12 protein-coding genes are annotated in these 14,636 nt (G+C 60.9%); all 12 read left to right on the top strand.

Annotated elements, in window-relative coordinates:
* The first annotated feature begins 7 nt into the window (after positions 1-7).
* The 12 genes from ACZ9BX_RS04725 to glmS all read left to right on the top strand — a co-directional run bounded on the left by ACZ9BX_RS04725 (position 8) and on the right by glmS (position 14,573).
* The gene (locus ACZ9BX_RS04725; protein WP_476216040.1) at positions 8-988 is read left to right on the top strand and encodes a quinone oxidoreductase family protein; all 981 of its coding nucleotides are present in this window, start codon (positions 8-10) and stop codon (positions 986-988) included.
* Between the two features lie 52 nt (positions 989-1,040).
* Complete coding sequence (locus ACZ9BX_RS04730) at positions 1,041-2,606, top strand: ABC transporter ATP-binding protein (RefSeq protein ID WP_476219897.1); 1,566 nt, start codon at positions 1,041-1,043, stop codon at positions 2,604-2,606.
* Positions 2,596-3,693 carry an ABC transporter permease gene (locus ACZ9BX_RS04735; protein WP_027509464.1) on the top strand — a complete coding sequence of 366 codons (1,098 nt, stop codon included), beginning with the start codon at positions 2,596-2,598 and terminating at the stop codon, positions 3,691-3,693. Before ACZ9BX_RS04730 ends, ACZ9BX_RS04735 begins: the two co-directional genes overlap by 11 nt.
* On the top strand, positions 3,690-4,607 hold the full coding sequence (locus ACZ9BX_RS04740; protein ID WP_476216043.1) for an ABC transporter permease: 918 nt from the start codon (positions 3,690-3,692) through the stop codon (positions 4,605-4,607). The genes ACZ9BX_RS04735 and ACZ9BX_RS04740 overlap by 4 nt, the downstream gene beginning before the upstream one ends.
* Before the next feature lie 47 nt (positions 4,608-4,654).
* Complete coding sequence (locus ACZ9BX_RS04745; RefSeq protein WP_476216045.1) at positions 4,655-5,728, top strand: BMP family ABC transporter substrate-binding protein; 1,074 nt, start codon at positions 4,655-4,657, stop codon at positions 5,726-5,728.
* A gap of 133 nt (positions 5,729-5,861) precedes the next feature.
* Positions 5,862-6,824, top strand: a complete 963-nt coding sequence (gene ytfQ / locus ACZ9BX_RS04750; RefSeq protein WP_132566130.1) for a galactofuranose ABC transporter, galactofuranose-binding protein YtfQ — start codon at positions 5,862-5,864, stop codon at positions 6,822-6,824.
* Between the two features lie 118 nt (positions 6,825-6,942).
* The gene (gene ytfR, locus ACZ9BX_RS04755) at positions 6,943-8,466 is read left to right on the top strand and encodes a galactofuranose ABC transporter, ATP-binding protein YtfR (protein ID WP_476216048.1); all 1,524 of its coding nucleotides are present in this window, start codon (positions 6,943-6,945) and stop codon (positions 8,464-8,466) included.
* A complete protein-coding gene (locus ACZ9BX_RS04760) occupies positions 8,463-9,479 on the top strand; it encodes an ABC transporter permease (RefSeq protein WP_132566124.1) in 1,017 nt (338 codons plus the stop codon). Before ytfR ends, ACZ9BX_RS04760 begins: the two co-directional genes overlap by 4 nt.
* Entirely contained in the window at positions 9,476-10,444 is a 969-nt protein-coding gene (yjfF, locus tag ACZ9BX_RS04765) for a galactofuranose ABC transporter, permease protein YjfF (RefSeq protein WP_476216051.1), read from the top strand. The genes ACZ9BX_RS04760 and yjfF overlap by 4 nt, the downstream gene beginning before the upstream one ends.
* Before the next feature lie 11 nt (positions 10,445-10,455).
* A complete protein-coding gene (locus ACZ9BX_RS04770; protein WP_476216053.1) occupies positions 10,456-11,208 on the top strand; it encodes a FadR/GntR family transcriptional regulator in 753 nt (250 codons plus the stop codon).
* A 76-nt stretch (positions 11,209-11,284) separates the two neighbouring features.
* Entirely contained in the window at positions 11,285-12,649 is a 1,365-nt protein-coding gene (glmU, locus tag ACZ9BX_RS04775; protein ID WP_476216055.1) for a bifunctional UDP-N-acetylglucosamine diphosphorylase/glucosamine-1-phosphate N-acetyltransferase GlmU, read from the top strand.
* Positions 12,650-12,746: 97 nt separating this feature from the next.
* The gene (glmS, locus tag ACZ9BX_RS04780; protein ID WP_476216057.1) at positions 12,747-14,573 is read left to right on the top strand and encodes a glutamine--fructose-6-phosphate transaminase (isomerizing); all 1,827 of its coding nucleotides are present in this window, start codon (positions 12,747-12,749) and stop codon (positions 14,571-14,573) included.
* The last annotated feature ends 63 nt before the right edge of the window (positions 14,574-14,636 follow it).

The following is a 14,636-nucleotide window of genomic DNA, read 5'->3' on the forward strand; positions in this document are numbered from 1 at the left end:
GAAAAAGATGACAAAGACGCAGGCGATCGCTTTCAGCCGCAATGGCGGTCCTGAGGTTCTTGACTATGTCGATGTCGATCTGCCGCCGCCATCCGCCGGCGAGGTGCAGATCAGGCACGCCGCGATCGGCCTCAATTTCATCGACGTGTATTTCCGCGATGGAACCTACAAGGTGCCGCATCTGCCCTTCACCCCCGGGAAGGAAGCGGCGGGCACCGTGACGGTGGTCGGACCCGGCGTCACCGATTTCACCGTTGGCGACCGAGTTGCCTATGCCGGCGCCGACGGCGCCTACAGCGTGGAGCGGAATGTCGAAACCAAGCATCTCGTCAAGGTGCCGGACGGGATCAGCCTGGAAACGGCAGCCGCGATGATGCTGAAGGGCATGACCGCCGAATATCTGCTGAACCGGACGTTCAAGGTCGGTCCCGAGACGGTTCTACTTTTCCATGCCGCCGCAGGCGGCGTCGGGTTGATCGCAGGGCAATGGGCCAAGGCGCTGGGCGCAACGGTAATCGGCACCGCGGGCTCGGAAGACAAGGCGAAGCTCGCGCTCGAGCATGGCTACGATCACGTCATCAACTACCGGACGGAAAACTTTCGCGACCATGTCCGGGAGATCACCGGCGGCAAGGGCGTGGACGTCGTCTATGACTCGATCGGCCGCGATACCTTCCCGCAATCGCTCGATTGCCTGAAGCCGCGCGGCATGTTCGTCTCCTTCGGCCAATCCTCTGGTCCGATTGAGAATTTCACGATGGCGATGCTGGCGCAGCGGGGCTCGCTTTATGCGACGAGGCCGTCGCTCTTCACTTACATCGCCACGCGCGACGAACTGACCGCCTGTGCAAACGCGCTATTTGATATTGTGCTAAGCAGCAAAGTGCGTATCAATATCAACCAAACATATCCGTTGCGTGAGGTGGGACGGGCTCACGCGGACCTGGAAACAAGAAGAACTACGGGAACTACGCTGCTGATCCCATAAACGATCCGGAACGGACAGGTCGGCAGGGAGAAATGAGGGGAACGTGTCGTCATTGAATGCGCTGCCGTCCGGTGCGTTACTGTCGGTCCAGAAACTGACGAAGCTCTTCGGTAGCTTTACCGCCTGCAATGAAATCGATCTCGATATCGCTCCGGGCGAAATACACGCACTTCTCGGAGAGAACGGCGCGGGCAAATCCACGTTGGTGAAAATGCTGTTCGGCGTTTTGGAGCCGACGGCCGGCGATATCCGCTGGGAAGGCAAACCGGTTGCGATCGGCTCGCCGGGAGAAGCCAGAAACCTCGGCATCGGCATGGTCTTCCAGCACTTTTCGCTCTTCGAAGCGCTGACGGTCGCCGAAAACATCGCGCTTTCCCTCGATGACAAAATTCCGATCGGCCGGATCGCCGAAGAGGCGAGGGCATTGTCGCGCGCCTACGGGCTGCCGCTCGATCCGCACTCCCACGTGGCCGACCTTTCCGTCGGCGAGCGCCAGCGCATCGAAATCGTCCGCGCTTTGCTGCAAAATCCCAAGCTGATCATCCTCGACGAGCCGACCTCGGTGCTGACGCCGCAGGAGGCCGACAAGCTTTTCGAAACGCTGTTCAAGCTGAAGGCGGAGGGTCGCTCCGTCCTCTATATCAGCCATCGCCTGGAGGAAGTGCAGCGCATCTGCGACCGCGCCACCGTGCTTCGCCACGGCAGGGTTACCGGGGCCTGCGATCCGAAGCAGGAGACGCCTGGTTCCCTCGCCAGAATGATGGTCGGCTCCCATGTGCCGGGCGTAACCCATCCCGATCGCGCCAATGTGGGGGACGTTCAGCTTGCGGTGACGAGCCTTTCGGTCGCTCCCCGCACACCCTTCGCCACGCCGCTCAGGGATGTGTCGCTTGCCGTCCGCTCCGGCGAAATCCTGGCGATTGCCGGTATTGCCGGGAACGGGCAGGGCGAGCTTTTCGATGCCTTGTCCGGCGAATATCCGGTGGCGCAGGCGGAGGCGATCGTCATCCGCAGGAAGCCCGTCGGCTCGCAGGGCATCACCGCCCGCCGCCTGCTCGGCGCAGGCTTCGTCCCGGAAGAGCGCCACGGCCACGCCGCGGTTTCAGCAATGAAACTTTCGGACAATCTGGTGCTCGCGCGCAGCCAGTCGGACCGCAAGGCGTTCCTCGGCGGCGGCTTCCTCAAGGTCATCCGGCGCGGAGCGGTGAAAAGTGCGGCAAGACGCATTTCTGAAAGCATGGACGTCCGCAAGAGCGGCGAGGATCCCGCTGCGGGGGCGCTGTCGGGCGGCAATCTCCAGAAGTTCATCGTCGGCCGGGAGCTCGACCGCCAGCCGGCGGTCCTCGTCGTCAATCAGCCGACCTGGGGCGTCGATGCGGGGGCTGCAAGCCATATTCGCCAGGCGCTCGTCGATCTCGCACGCGCCGGCTCTGCCGTCGTCGTCATCAGTCAGGACCTCGACGAGATATTCGAGGTGGCGACCGACATCGCTGTCATCTCCGAAGGCCGTCTTTCGCCGCCGTTCCCGGCCGGCGAACTGACCCGCGAGCAGATCGGCCTCCTGATGGGTCGTCTGCATGAAAGCAGGCCCGCCGCGGAGGCCGCCGATGCGCATTGAACTCGAAAAGCGGCCGCAGGTCTCGAAACTGTTCGGATTCGTTTCGCCACTCCTGGCACTGGCGCTGACGCTGATTGCAGGCAGCGTCATGTTCGCCCTGCTTGGCAAGGATCCCATGGAGGCGCTGAATGCCTTCTTCGTCGAGCCCTTGCTGGAGGTCTGGTCGCTGCACGAACTGGCGATCAAGGCCGCCCCGCTGATCCTGATTGCTGTCGGCCTCTCGGTCTGCTATCGCTCGAACAACTGGAATATCGGTGCCGAGGGCCAATTCACCATCGGTGCGATCACAGGCTCCATCCTGCCGATCGTTTTTTACGACTGGCACTCGCCGCTCGTGCTGCCGCTGATGCTCATCATGGGGGCCATCGGCGGAGCGCTCTTTGCCGCCATTCCGGCACTCCTGAAGGCACATTTCAATACCAATGAAATCCTGACCTCGCTGATGCTGGTTTATATCGCCCAGCTCTTCCTCGATTGGCTGGTCCGCGGCGCCTGGCGCGATCCGAAAGGCTTCAATTTCCCGGTTTCGCGTGACTTTGCGCCGGAAGCGATCCTTCCGCCTATCTGGGAAGAGTCGGGACGCGCGCACTGGGCATTCATCTTCGCGATTCTGGCTGCGATCCTCGTCTGGTTCATGATGCGCTTTACGCTGAAGGGCTTCGAGATCGTCGTCCTTGGTCAATCGGAGCGGGCAGGGCGCTTTGCCGGCTTCTCCTCGAAGCGGATGATCTGGTTCAGCTTTCTGTTTTCCGGGGCGCTTGCCGGTCTTGCCGGGATTTCCGAAGTCTCGGGTTCGATCGGTCATCTGCAGCCGGCCATATCGCCGGGCTACGGCTTCACGGCGATCATCGTCGCTTTTCTCGGACGCCTCAATCCCCTTGGCATCATCGCCTCCGGCCTGGTGCTGGCGCTCACCTATCTCGGCGGCGAGGCGGCGCAGCTCTCGATCGGCGTCTCCGACAAGGTGACGCGCGTCTTCCAAGGCCTGCTGCTGTTCTTTGTGCTCTCCTGCGACACGCTGATCTTCTACAGGATCAGGATCGTCTGGTCGCGCGTGCAGGCAATCGCCGGAAAGGCGGCGCAATGATTTTCGAAGCCATCCTGCTGACGGTCATCACGGCCGCGACGCCTCTTGTCGTCGCAGCGCTCGGGGAACTGGTGACCGAGCGTGCCGGCGTCTTGAACCTCGGCGTCGAGGGCATGATGATCATGGGCGCCGTCGGTGCCTTCGCGGCTTCCCAGGCCACCGGTTCGCCTTATGTCGGACTGCTGGCCGGCATTGCGACCGGAGCCGTATTCTCGCTTCTCTTCGGCTTCCTGACGCTGACGCTGGTGACTAATCAGGTTGCGACCGGTCTTGCGCTGACGATCCTGGGGCTCGGCGCCTCCGGCATGCTCGGCGAGAGCCATGTCGGCGTTCCGGGCATCAAGGTGCCTCAAATCTATATTCCCTACCTTTCGGATATCCCCTTCATCGGACCGGTGCTTTTCCATCAGGACCTGGTCTTCTACCTGTCGATCGCGCTCGTCATCGGCATCAACTGGTTCCTCTTCAAAAGCCGCAGGGGCCTGAAGCTGCGGGCGATCGGTGACAATCACGGTTCGGCGCACGCGCTCGGCATCGATGTCATTCGCGCGCGCTATCTCGCCGTCATGTTCGGCGGGGCCTGTGCCGGGCTTGCCGGCGCGCAACTTTCGCTCGTCTATACGCCGCAATGGGTGGAAAACATGTCGGCGGGGCGCGGCTGGATCGCGCTCGCGCTCGTCGTCTTTGCGTCCTGGCGGCCGTGGCGCGTGCTTGCGGGAGGCTATCTCTTCGGCGCGGTCTCGATCGGGCAGCTCCACGCACAGGCCTTCGGGATCGGTATTCCGTCGCAGTTTCTTTCCATGCTGCCTTACGCCGCAACTATTGTCGTTCTTATCATCATTTCTCATAATCGGCGCACAACGTTGATCAACACGCCGGCATCGCTTGGCAAGGCTTTCGTGCCTGACCGGTGACGCACAACAACAAACGGGTTTCAAACTTGCAACCAACAGGGGCTAAAATGAAGAAACTAGCACTCGCACTTGCGGCAACCGCTGCGCTGGTCATCAGCGTCGGCTCGGCCGCACAAGCCGCAGACAAGACCAAGGTCTGCTTCATCTATGTCGGGACCCGCACCGATGGCGGCTGGACCCAGGCACATGAAAACGGCCGTCTGCAGGTCGAAAAGGAATTCGGCGACAAGGTCGAAACGCCTTATCTCGAAAGCGTTCCGGAAGGCCCGGATGCAGAGCGCGCGATCGAGCGCATGGCCCGTTCCGGCTGCTCGCTGATCTTCACCACCTCGTTCGGCTTCATGGATGCCACCGTCAAGGTTGCCCAGAAGTTCCCGAAAGTGAAATTCGAGCATGCAACCGGCTTCAAGGCTGCGGAAAACGTCGCGACCTACAATTCGCGCTTCTATGAGGGCCGTTACATTCAGGGTCAGATCGCCGCCAAAATGTCTAAGAAGGGCCTGGCCGGCTACATCGCCTCCTTCCCGATTCCGGAAGTGGTGATGGGGATCAACGCGTTCGAACTCGGCGCGAAGTCCGTCAATCCCGACTTCAAGCTGAAGGTCGTATGGGCCAACACCTGGTTCGACCCTGGCAAGGAAGCCGACGCCGCCAAGGCGCTGATCGACCAGGGCGTCGACATCCTGACACAGCACACCGACACCACCGCTCCGATGCAGGTGGCTGCCGAACGCGGCATCATGGCCTTCGGCCAGGCATCGGACATGATCAAGGCCGGTCCGAAGACGCAGCTGACGGCAATCGTCGACACATGGGGCGCATATTACACCAAGCGCACCAAGGCCCTGCTCGATGGCACCTGGAAATCTGAACAGATCTGGGACGGCCTGAAGGACGGCATTCTGACAATGGCGCCCTACACGAACATGCCGGACGATGTGAAGAAGATGGCCGAAGAGACCGAGGCGAAGATCAAGTCCGGCGAGTTGCACCCCTTCACCGGCCCGATCAACAAGCAGGACGGTACGCCCTGGCTGAAGGCTGGCGAGAAGCCTGATGATGGCACGCTGCTCGGCATGAACTTCTACATCCACGGCGTCGATGACAAGCTGCCGCAATAGCGAAACTGCGAAAGGCGCTCCATCCCCGGAGCGCTTTTTTCGCGAGCCGTTCCAAAATAGTAATTTACAAAAGTAATACTATATGATTTTTTCTCTCCTGCGCCGCGAGGAGCGGCATTTGGGAGAGACAATCATGAAATTGAAGAATGCACTTTTGAGTGCCACGATTTTGGCTGCCTGCATGTTCGGTTCCGCGTCTGCGGCTGAACTTGTCGTGGGCTTTTCGCAGATCGGCTCGGAGTCCGGCTGGCGTGCCGCCGAGACGACGGTGACGAAGCAGGAAGCCGAGAAGCGCGGCGTCGATCTGAAATTTTCGGACGCCCAGCAGAAGCAGGAAAACCAGATCAAGGCGATCCGCTCCTTCGTTGCACAGGGCGTCAACGCGATTTTCCTCGCGCCCGTCGTCGAAACCGGCTGGGACGACGTCTTGAAGGAAGCCAAGGAAGCAGAAATCCCGGTCATCCTGCTCGACCGCACCATCAAGGCTCCCGAAGACCTTTATCTGACGGCCGTAACCTCCGATCAGATACATGAAGGCAAGGTCGCGGGCGACTGGCTCGTCAAGAATGCCGGCGACAAGAAGTGCAACATCGTCGAGCTTCAGGGCACCACCGGCTCCTCGCCGGCGATTGCCCGCAAGAAGGGCTTCGAGGAGGCGCTTGCCGGTCACGACAACTTCAAGATCGTCCGCAGCCAGACTGGCGACTTCACCCGCGCCAAGGGCAAGGAAGTCATGGAAAGCTTCCTGAAGGCTGAAAACGGCGGCAAGGACATCTGCGCGCTTTATGCCCACAACGACGACATGGCCGTCGGCGGCATTCAGGCGATCAAGGAAGCGGGCCTGAAGCCCGGCAAGGATATTCTCGTCGTCTCGATCGATGCCGTTCCGGATATCTTCCAGGCGATGGCGGCAGGCGAAGCCAACGCCACGGTCGAGCTTACGCCGAACATGGCCGGTCCGGCATTCGACGTGCTCGACGCCTACCTGAAGGATAAGAAGGAGCCGCCGAAGTGGATCCAGACGGAATCGAAGCTCTACACGCCGGCTGACGATCCGATGAAGGTCTACGAAGCCAAGAAGGGCCTCGGTTACTAATTGACACTGGAGCCGCACCGGTCCGTCATGGGCTGGTGCGGCGCTGCCCGCGCGGGCGCGGACGTCATGTCCTGCAATTGCAAGGGCGTCAGGGTCAATATCAGGAAAATACCGAGCCATGATTCACGATATCGAGAACATTCTCGTCGCGTCCGGAATATCAAAATTCTTCCCCGGCGCCGTGGCGCTGGACAAGGTCGACTTCACGCTTCGCAAAGGCGAAGTCCACGCGCTGCTTGGCGAAAACGGAGCCGGCAAATCAACCCTCATCAAATGTCTGACCGGCGCCTATCGCCGCGATGAGGGAAGGCTTGCGCTTGAGGGCAGCGAGATCGATCCCGCCGATACGCTGGCTGCCCAGAAGCTCGGCATCGGAACCGTCTATCAGGAGGTGAACCTCCTGCCGAATCTTAGCGTCGCCGAAAACCTTTTCCTCGGCCGTCAGCCGCGGCGTTTCGGCATGGTCGATATGCGCGCGATGAACCGGATGGCGCGCGAGCTGCTGGCGCAATATGGCCTCGACATCGATGTGACGGCACAGCTCGACCGATTCTCGGTCGCCGTGCAGCAGGTGATCGCGATTGCCCGCGCCGTCGATCTTTCCGGCAAGGTTCTGATCCTCGACGAGCCGACCGCGAGCCTTGATACGCATGAAGTCGCGATGCTCTTCGGTGTCATCAATGACTTGAAGAGGCGTGGCTTAGGCATTGTCTTCATTACACACTTTCTTGAACAGGTTTACGAAATTAGCGACCGCATCACGGTGCTTCGCAATGGCAGGCTTGTCGGCACCCGGGAAGTGGCCGAACTGCCGCGGCAGGCGCTGATACCGATGATGCTCGGCCGCGAATTGGCGCAAACCGAGGAAGCCGCAAAGGAGCGGGCGCTCGCTGCCGGCAGCGTCAAGTACCGGTTCGAAGGATTTGGCAAGCGCGGCAAGGTGAAGCCGTTTGATCTCGACATCCGTATCGGCGAAGTCGTCGGCATTGCCGGCCTACTCGGTTCCGGACGCACGGAGACCGCTGAACTTCTCTTCGGCATAGAACATGCCGACAGCGGCAGGGCGGAGATCGATGGTAAGGCGGTGACGCTATCGAGCCCGCGCGCTGCGATCAGGCACGGCTTCGGATTCTGCCCGGAGGACCGCAAGACTGACGGGATTATCGGCGATCTGTCGATCCGCGAGAATATCGCGCTGGCGCTTCAGGCGCGCCGCGGCTGGGCACGACCGCTGTCGCGCGGAGAACAGAACGCCTTGGCGGATCAGTACATCAAGGCGCTCGACATCCGAACCACGGATCGCGAGAAGCCGATCCGGCTGCTTTCGGGCGGCAATCAGCAAAAGGCGATCCTTGCCCGTTGGCTTGCCACCAATCCTGATTTTCTGATCCTCGACGAGCCAACCCGCGGCATCGATGTCGGCGCCCATGCGGAGATCATCCGGCTGGTCGAGGAGCTTTGCGCAAAGGGCATGTCGCTGATTGTGATTTCATCGGAATTGGAAGAGCTTGTCGCCTATAGTTCACGCGTCATCGTCCTTCGCGACCGCGAGCACATTGCCGAGCTTGCTGGAGACCGCTTGACGGCATCCCACATCATCGACGCGATCGTCGCGGCCGAACAGAAAATGGAGGATGCATGAGTTCCTCGCTGAAGGCGCTTGCCATACGCCTGGCGCCGCAATTGATTGCGCTGGCCGTCATTCTTTTGTTGAATTTCATCATGTTCCCGCAGTTTTTTAATGTCGTCGTGCAGAACGACCGCCTCTACGGCAGTCTGGTCGACGTACTGAACCGCGGGGCCCCCGTTGCCTTGCTCGCCATCGGCATGACGCTGGTGATTGCGACGAAGGGCATCGATCTTTCCGTCGGCGCCGTCATTGCGATCTGCGGCGCGGCCGCCGCATCGTCGACCGTTTCCGGCAATTCGCTCGCCTATACGCTGATCGCGACACTCTCTGTCGGCCTGCTCTGCGGAGTATGGAACGGCTTTCTGGTGGCAATCCTGAATATCCAGCCGATCATCGCCACGCTTGTGCTGATGGTCGCCGGACGCGGTATCGCCCAGCTGATCACCGAAGGCGTAATCATGACCTTCAACGATCCGGGGCTGATCTTCTTCGGCAGCGGCTCCTTCGGCTTTCTGCCGATGCCCGTGGTAATCTGGCTGATTGCCGGTGCGCTGGTGATCCTGCTTGTCAGGCGGACCGCACTCGGCATGCTGATCGAAGCCGTCGGCATCAATCGACGCGCCAGCACGCTTTCGGGCGTTCGCACGCCTGTCCTCTTGATGGCGGTCTATATGCTGAGCGCGCTATGCGCGGCGATCGCGGGCATCATCGTGGCCGCCGACATCAAGGGTGCGGATGCCAACAATGCCGGTCTGTGGCTGGAGCTCGATGCAATCCTCGCGGTTGTCGTCGGCGGCAATTCGCTGCTCGGCGGACGTTTCAGCATCCTTGGTTCGCTAATCGGTGCGATGATCATCCAGGCGGTCAATACCGGCATCCTGCTCTCCGGTTTCCCCCCGGAATTCAACCTCATCATCAAGGCGGTGATCGTCCTGATCATTCTCATCATCCAGTCGCCGGCGCTGCAATCCGCCGCGGTCTTCTTCAGCCGCAAGCCGGAAGTCAGAGCGGAGCTGTCGAAATGAACTCGAAATACCTGCCGCTCCTGGCAACCATCGTCATCTTCGTCCTTTCCTATGCGGCCTGCGCGCTGCAGTACCCGAACATGCTCTCGACTCGCGTCGCCGGCAATCTGCTCACCGACAATGCGTTCCTCGGCATTGCCGCGGTCGGCATGACCTTCGTCATCATCGCGGGCGGCATCGATCTTTCGATCGGCTCGGTCATCGCCTTCACCGGCGTGTTCCTTGCCGTCGTGCTGCGGGACACTTCGACCCATCCGCTGGCGGCCTTCGCGCTGGTTCTCGCCATCACCACTGCCTTCGGCGGACTGATGGGTGCGGTGATCCACTATCTGAAGATGCCGGCCTTCATCGTGACGCTCGCCGGTATGTTCCTGGCGCGCGGCATGTCCTATGTGCTTTCGATCGACAGCATTCCCATCGACCACGACTACTATTCGATGCTGACCAGCATCTATTACCGTTTGCCGGGCGGCGGGCGCCTGACTTTGGTCGGCGGCGTCATGCTGTTGGTTTTCATCGCAGGCATTTTCATCGCCCACCGCACCCGTTTCGGAGCCAATGTCTACGCACTCGGCGGCGGCGTCCAGACGGCGGAATTGATGGGAGTGCCGGTCGGCCCGACGACCATCCGGATCTACGCGCTCTCCGGCTTTTTGGCGGGCCTATCCGGAATCGTTTTTTCGCTCTATACGTCTGCCGGATATTCCCTGGCTGCGGTTGGCGTCGAGCTTGACGCCATCGCGGCGGTGGTCATTGGGGGAACTCTTCTGACCGGGGGAGCAGGATTCGTGGCGGGAACCTTCATCGGTCTCCTGATACAGGGGCTCATTCAGACATACATCACCTTCGATGGGACGCTCTCGAGCTGGTGGACGAAAATCCTGATCGGCCTTTTGCTCTTTGCGTTTATCCTGATGCAAAAGGCCATCCTGTTCTTGTCCAGTTTGAACAAGAGGTACGCCTGACGGAGGACTTGTTGCGCAACCGATTGCTTGAGACACGAAGGACCGGCCGCAAGACCCGCACGAGCCACGCGCAGGTCGTGGACGAGCTCGGCAAGGCCATTGTCGCCGGAACCTATCCGGTCGGCTCGATTTTGCCCGGCGACGTCGAGCTTGCGCAACGCTTCAAGGTCTCCCGCACCGTCCTTCGGGAAACGATGAAGACGCTTGCGGCCAAAGGCATGGTCGTTGCCAAGGCGCGCGTCGGCACACGTGTAACGGAGAAGAACCTCTGGAACATGTTCGACAGCGAGATCATCTCCTGGCATTTCGACCATGGTGTCACCGAGGAATTCCTGCTGCAACTCTATGACATCCGACTTGCCGTGGAGCCTTTCGCCGCGGGCCTTGTGGCAGAACGGGCAAACGCCGATGACATCGCGACGCTGCGCGCATTGGCGCTCGATATGGCCGAGCCCGGCCATACGACGGAAAGCCTGGCGCTCGCCGACCTTAAATTCCATCTTGCCATTGCTGATGCATCTCACAACCCGTTCATGCGCACGCTTGGAAGTCTGATCGAGGCCGCGCTCGTCGGCATGTTCCGGCTGAGCACGCCGTCGTCGCAGAACGGCTTCTCCACCATCGCAGAGACGCATATGCGCATCGTCGACGCGATCGTTGCTGGAGACGTTGTCGGCGCCCGCAAGGCAATGGAAGACGTTATCATCGAAGGGCGGGAGCATATCCGAGAGGCCTATGCGGCGCTCGCCAAGGTTCCGGTCTGATTCAATTTCAGCTTTGTCGCCCGTTCGCCTTGCTGCTATGAGGCAGAGCTGAACAACGGATTTCCGGAGCCTGCCCATGGAACGCACCTGCCTTGCCGTCATTCTTGCCGCCGGCGACAGCACCCGAATGAAGTCCTCGAGATCGAAGGTGCTGCATCCGGTCGCCAACCGGCCGATGATCGCCCATGTCGTGGATGCCGTGGCAAAGGCCGGTATTTCGTCAGTCGCCGTCGTCGTCGGGCGCGATGCCGATGAGGTCGCGAAGGCGGCCAGGATCGGCGGAGTCGAGGTCGAGGCGCATCTGCAGAAGGAGCGCCTCGGAACAGGACATGCCGTCCTTGCGGCACGCGAAGCGATTGCTCGAGGCTACGACGATGTCCTGGTGACCTATGGCGACGTGCCGTTGCAGACCGAGGGACCGCTGAAGGCCGCGCGTCAGGGACTGGCAGATGGCAGCGACATCGTCGTCTTAGGCTTCCATACGGACAAGCCCACAGGCTACGGCCGCCTGCTCGTCAAGGACGGCGAGTTGATCGCGATCCGCGAGGAGAAGGACGCTACTGACGCCGAGCGTGCCGTCAAATGGTGCAACAGCGGCCTGATGGCGATCAACGGCCGCAAGGCGCTCGATCTTCTTGCGCGCATCGGAAACAGCAACGCCAAAGGCGAATACTACCTAACGGATCTCGTCGAGATTGCCCGCTCGCTCGGCGGCCGGGTGACGGCCGTCGATGCCCCGGAAGTGGAAATGACGGGCTGCAACAACAGGGCAGAACTCGCGGCGATCGAGCATTTCTGGCAGGAACGCCGCCGTCACGAACTGATGATTTCCGGCGTGACGATGATCGCGCCGGAAACAGTTTTCCTATCCCACGATACCGTCATCGGCCAGGATGTGCTGATCGAGCCGAATGTGGTCTTCGGTCCGGGCTCGGTCGTCGATGGCGGCGTGGTGATCCATGCTTTTTCCCACATCGAAGGCGCGCATGTTAGCGCCGGTGCGGCGGTCGGTCCCTTTGCACGCCTGCGGCCGGGCGCTGATCTCGGGGAGGGATCGAAGGTCGGCAATTTCTGCGAGGTGAAGAATGGGCAGATCGGCAAGGGCGCCAAGGTCAACCACCTGACCTATATCGGCGATGCGGTCATCGGCGCCGGAGCCAATATCGGTGCGGGTACGATCACCTGCAATTATGACGGCGTGAACAAGCACGAGACCCGCATCGGCGCCAACGCCTTCATCGGCTCCAATAGTGCACTGGTTGCTCCGGTCAGTATTGGCGACGGCGCCTATATTGCGTCGGGCAGCGTCATCACCCACAATGTCCCTGCCGAGGCGCTCGCTTTCGGCCGGGCGCGCCAGGAAGTCAAACCCGAACGCGGCAAGGCGATCCGCGAACGGGCACTGGCGATCAAGGCCGCGAGGCAAACCAAGGCTGAGTAACGACCGGAAATCGAAAGTGACTGGCTGACTTATTGAGAAATAACAGAAAATCGCTAGGACTGGCCTCGTTATTTTCAAAGCGTTGGGGGACATTTGCATGTGCGGCATTGTGGGGATCGTCGGCGGCCAGCCGGTTGCGGAACGTCTGGTCGATGCGCTGAAGCGGCTCGAATATCGAGGTTACGATTCGGCGGGAGTCGCCACCATCCACGAAGGCGTGATGAACCGCCGCCGCGCCGAGGGCAAACTCCTCAATCTCGAGAAGCGCCTCGACGCCGAGCCGCTGCCCGGTACGACCGGCATCGCTCATACGCGGTGGGCAACCCACGGCGTTCCGAACGAGACCAATGCGCACCCGCATTTCGTCGAGGGCGTGGCGGTCGTCCATAACGGCATTATCGAAAACTTCTCGGAACTGCGTGACGAGCTCAACGCCGATGGTGCCGTCTTCGAAAGCCAGACCGACACCGAAGTCGTCGCCCACCTGATGGCGAAATACCTGCGCGAAGGGTTTGAGCCCCGCGCTGCTATGCTGAGGATGCTGAACCGCGTGACCGGCGCCTATGCGCTCGTCGTCATGCTGCAGAGCGATCCGGGCACGCTGCTGGCGGCACGCTCCGGCCCGCCGCTTGCCGTTGGTTTCGGCAACGGCGAGACGTTTCTTGGTTCCGATGCGATCGCTCTTTCGCCCTTCACCAACGAAATCACCTATCTCGTCGACGGCGACTGTGCGGTCATTACCCGCGAAGGCGCTACGATCGTCGACTTCTCCGGCAACCCGGTAAACCGCCCGCGGCAGATTTCGCAGGCGACCGCCTATGTCGTCGACAAGGGCAACCATCGTCACTTCATGGAGAAGGAAATCTACGAGCAGCCGGAGGTGATCTCCCACGCGCTCAGCCATTATATGAATTTTGCCGAGAACACGATCGGCGCCAATGCGGCTGAGATTGACTTCAGGGCGGTCAGCAGCCTTGCGGTCTCGGCTTGCGGCACGGCCTATCTCGCCGGCCTGATCGGCAAATACTGGTTCGAGCGCTATGCTCGTCTGCCGGTCGAGATCGACGTCGCCTCGGAATTCCGCTATCGCGAGATGCCGCTGCAGCCGTCGCAGGCGGCGCTCTTTATCTCACAGTCCGGCGAGACCGCCGATACGCTCGCCTCGCTCCGCTATTGCAAGGAGAACGGTCTGAAGATTGGTGCGGTGGTCAACGTGCAGGAATCGACCATTGCGCGCGAATCCGATGCCGTGTTCCCGATCATGGCAGGCCCCGAAATCGGCGTGGCTTCAACGAAGGCCTTCACCTGCCAGCTGGCGGTCCTTGCGTCACTGGCAATCGGTGCCGGCAAGGCGCGCGGCACCGTCAGCGTCGATGAGGAAAAGGCGCTCGTCCGGCAACTTGCTGAAATGCCGCGCATCATGAGCCGCGTGCTGAATCTCGTGCAGCCGCAGATGGAAAGCCTGTCGCGCGAACTCTCCAAGTGCCGCGACGTGCTATATCTCGGTCGCGGCACCAGTTTCCCGCTGGCGATGGAAGGCGCACTGAAGCTCAAGGAGATTTCCTATATCCATGCGGAAGGCTATGCGGCCGGTGAATTGAAGCACGGGCCGATCGCGCTGATCGACGAGAATATGCCGGTCATTGTGATCGCGCCCTACGACCGGTTCTTCGAAAAGACAGTTTCGAACATGCAGGAAGTCGCAGCCCGTGGCGGCCGGATCATCTTCATCACCGACGAAGCAGGTGCTGCTGCCTCCAAGCTGCCGACGATGGCGACTATCGCGCTTCCGAACGTCCCTGAGATCATTGCGCCGATGATCTTTTCGCTCCCGATCCAGCTGCTTGCCTACCATACCGCTGTCTTCATGGGCACGGATGTAGACCAGCCGCGTAATCTCGCGAAATCGGTCACGGTGGAGTGAATCAGAAAGCCGCCGGAAGGCTTGTGGAAGGGGCCGAATTCTGGCAGCTTCGTTCCGGGTGCG

This window comes from Rhizobium sp. USDA 3886 (genome assembly GCF_056279785.1).

Bases quoted from the DNA above. Each gene is read 5' to 3' on its own strand.
- ACZ9BX_RS04740 (WP_476216043.1), top strand. From the start codon at position 3,690: ATGATTTTCGAAGCCATCCTGCTGACGGTCATCACGGCCGCGACGCCT.
- yjfF (WP_476216051.1), top strand. From the start codon at position 9,476: ATGAACTCGAAATACCTGCCGCTCCTGGCAACCATCGTCATCTTCGTC.
- ACZ9BX_RS04745 (WP_476216045.1), top strand. From the start codon at position 4,655: ATGAAGAAACTAGCACTCGCACTTGCGGCAACCGCTGCGCTGGTCATC.
- ACZ9BX_RS04735 (WP_027509464.1), top strand. From the start codon at position 2,596: ATGCGCATTGAACTCGAAAAGCGGCCGCAGGTCTCGAAACTGTTCGGA.
- ytfQ (WP_132566130.1), top strand. From the start codon at position 5,862: ATGAAATTGAAGAATGCACTTTTGAGTGCCACGATTTTGGCTGCCTGC.
- ytfR (WP_476216048.1), top strand. From the start codon at position 6,943: ATGATTCACGATATCGAGAACATTCTCGTCGCGTCCGGAATATCAAAA.
- glmS (WP_476216057.1), top strand. From the start codon at position 12,747: ATGTGCGGCATTGTGGGGATCGTCGGCGGCCAGCCGGTTGCGGAACGT.
- glmU (WP_476216055.1), top strand. From the start codon at position 11,285: ATGGAACGCACCTGCCTTGCCGTCATTCTTGCCGCCGGCGACAGCACC.
- ACZ9BX_RS04725 (WP_476216040.1), top strand. From the start codon at position 8: ATGACAAAGACGCAGGCGATCGCTTTCAGCCGCAATGGCGGTCCTGAG.
- ACZ9BX_RS04760 (WP_132566124.1), top strand. From the start codon at position 8,463: ATGAGTTCCTCGCTGAAGGCGCTTGCCATACGCCTGGCGCCGCAATTG.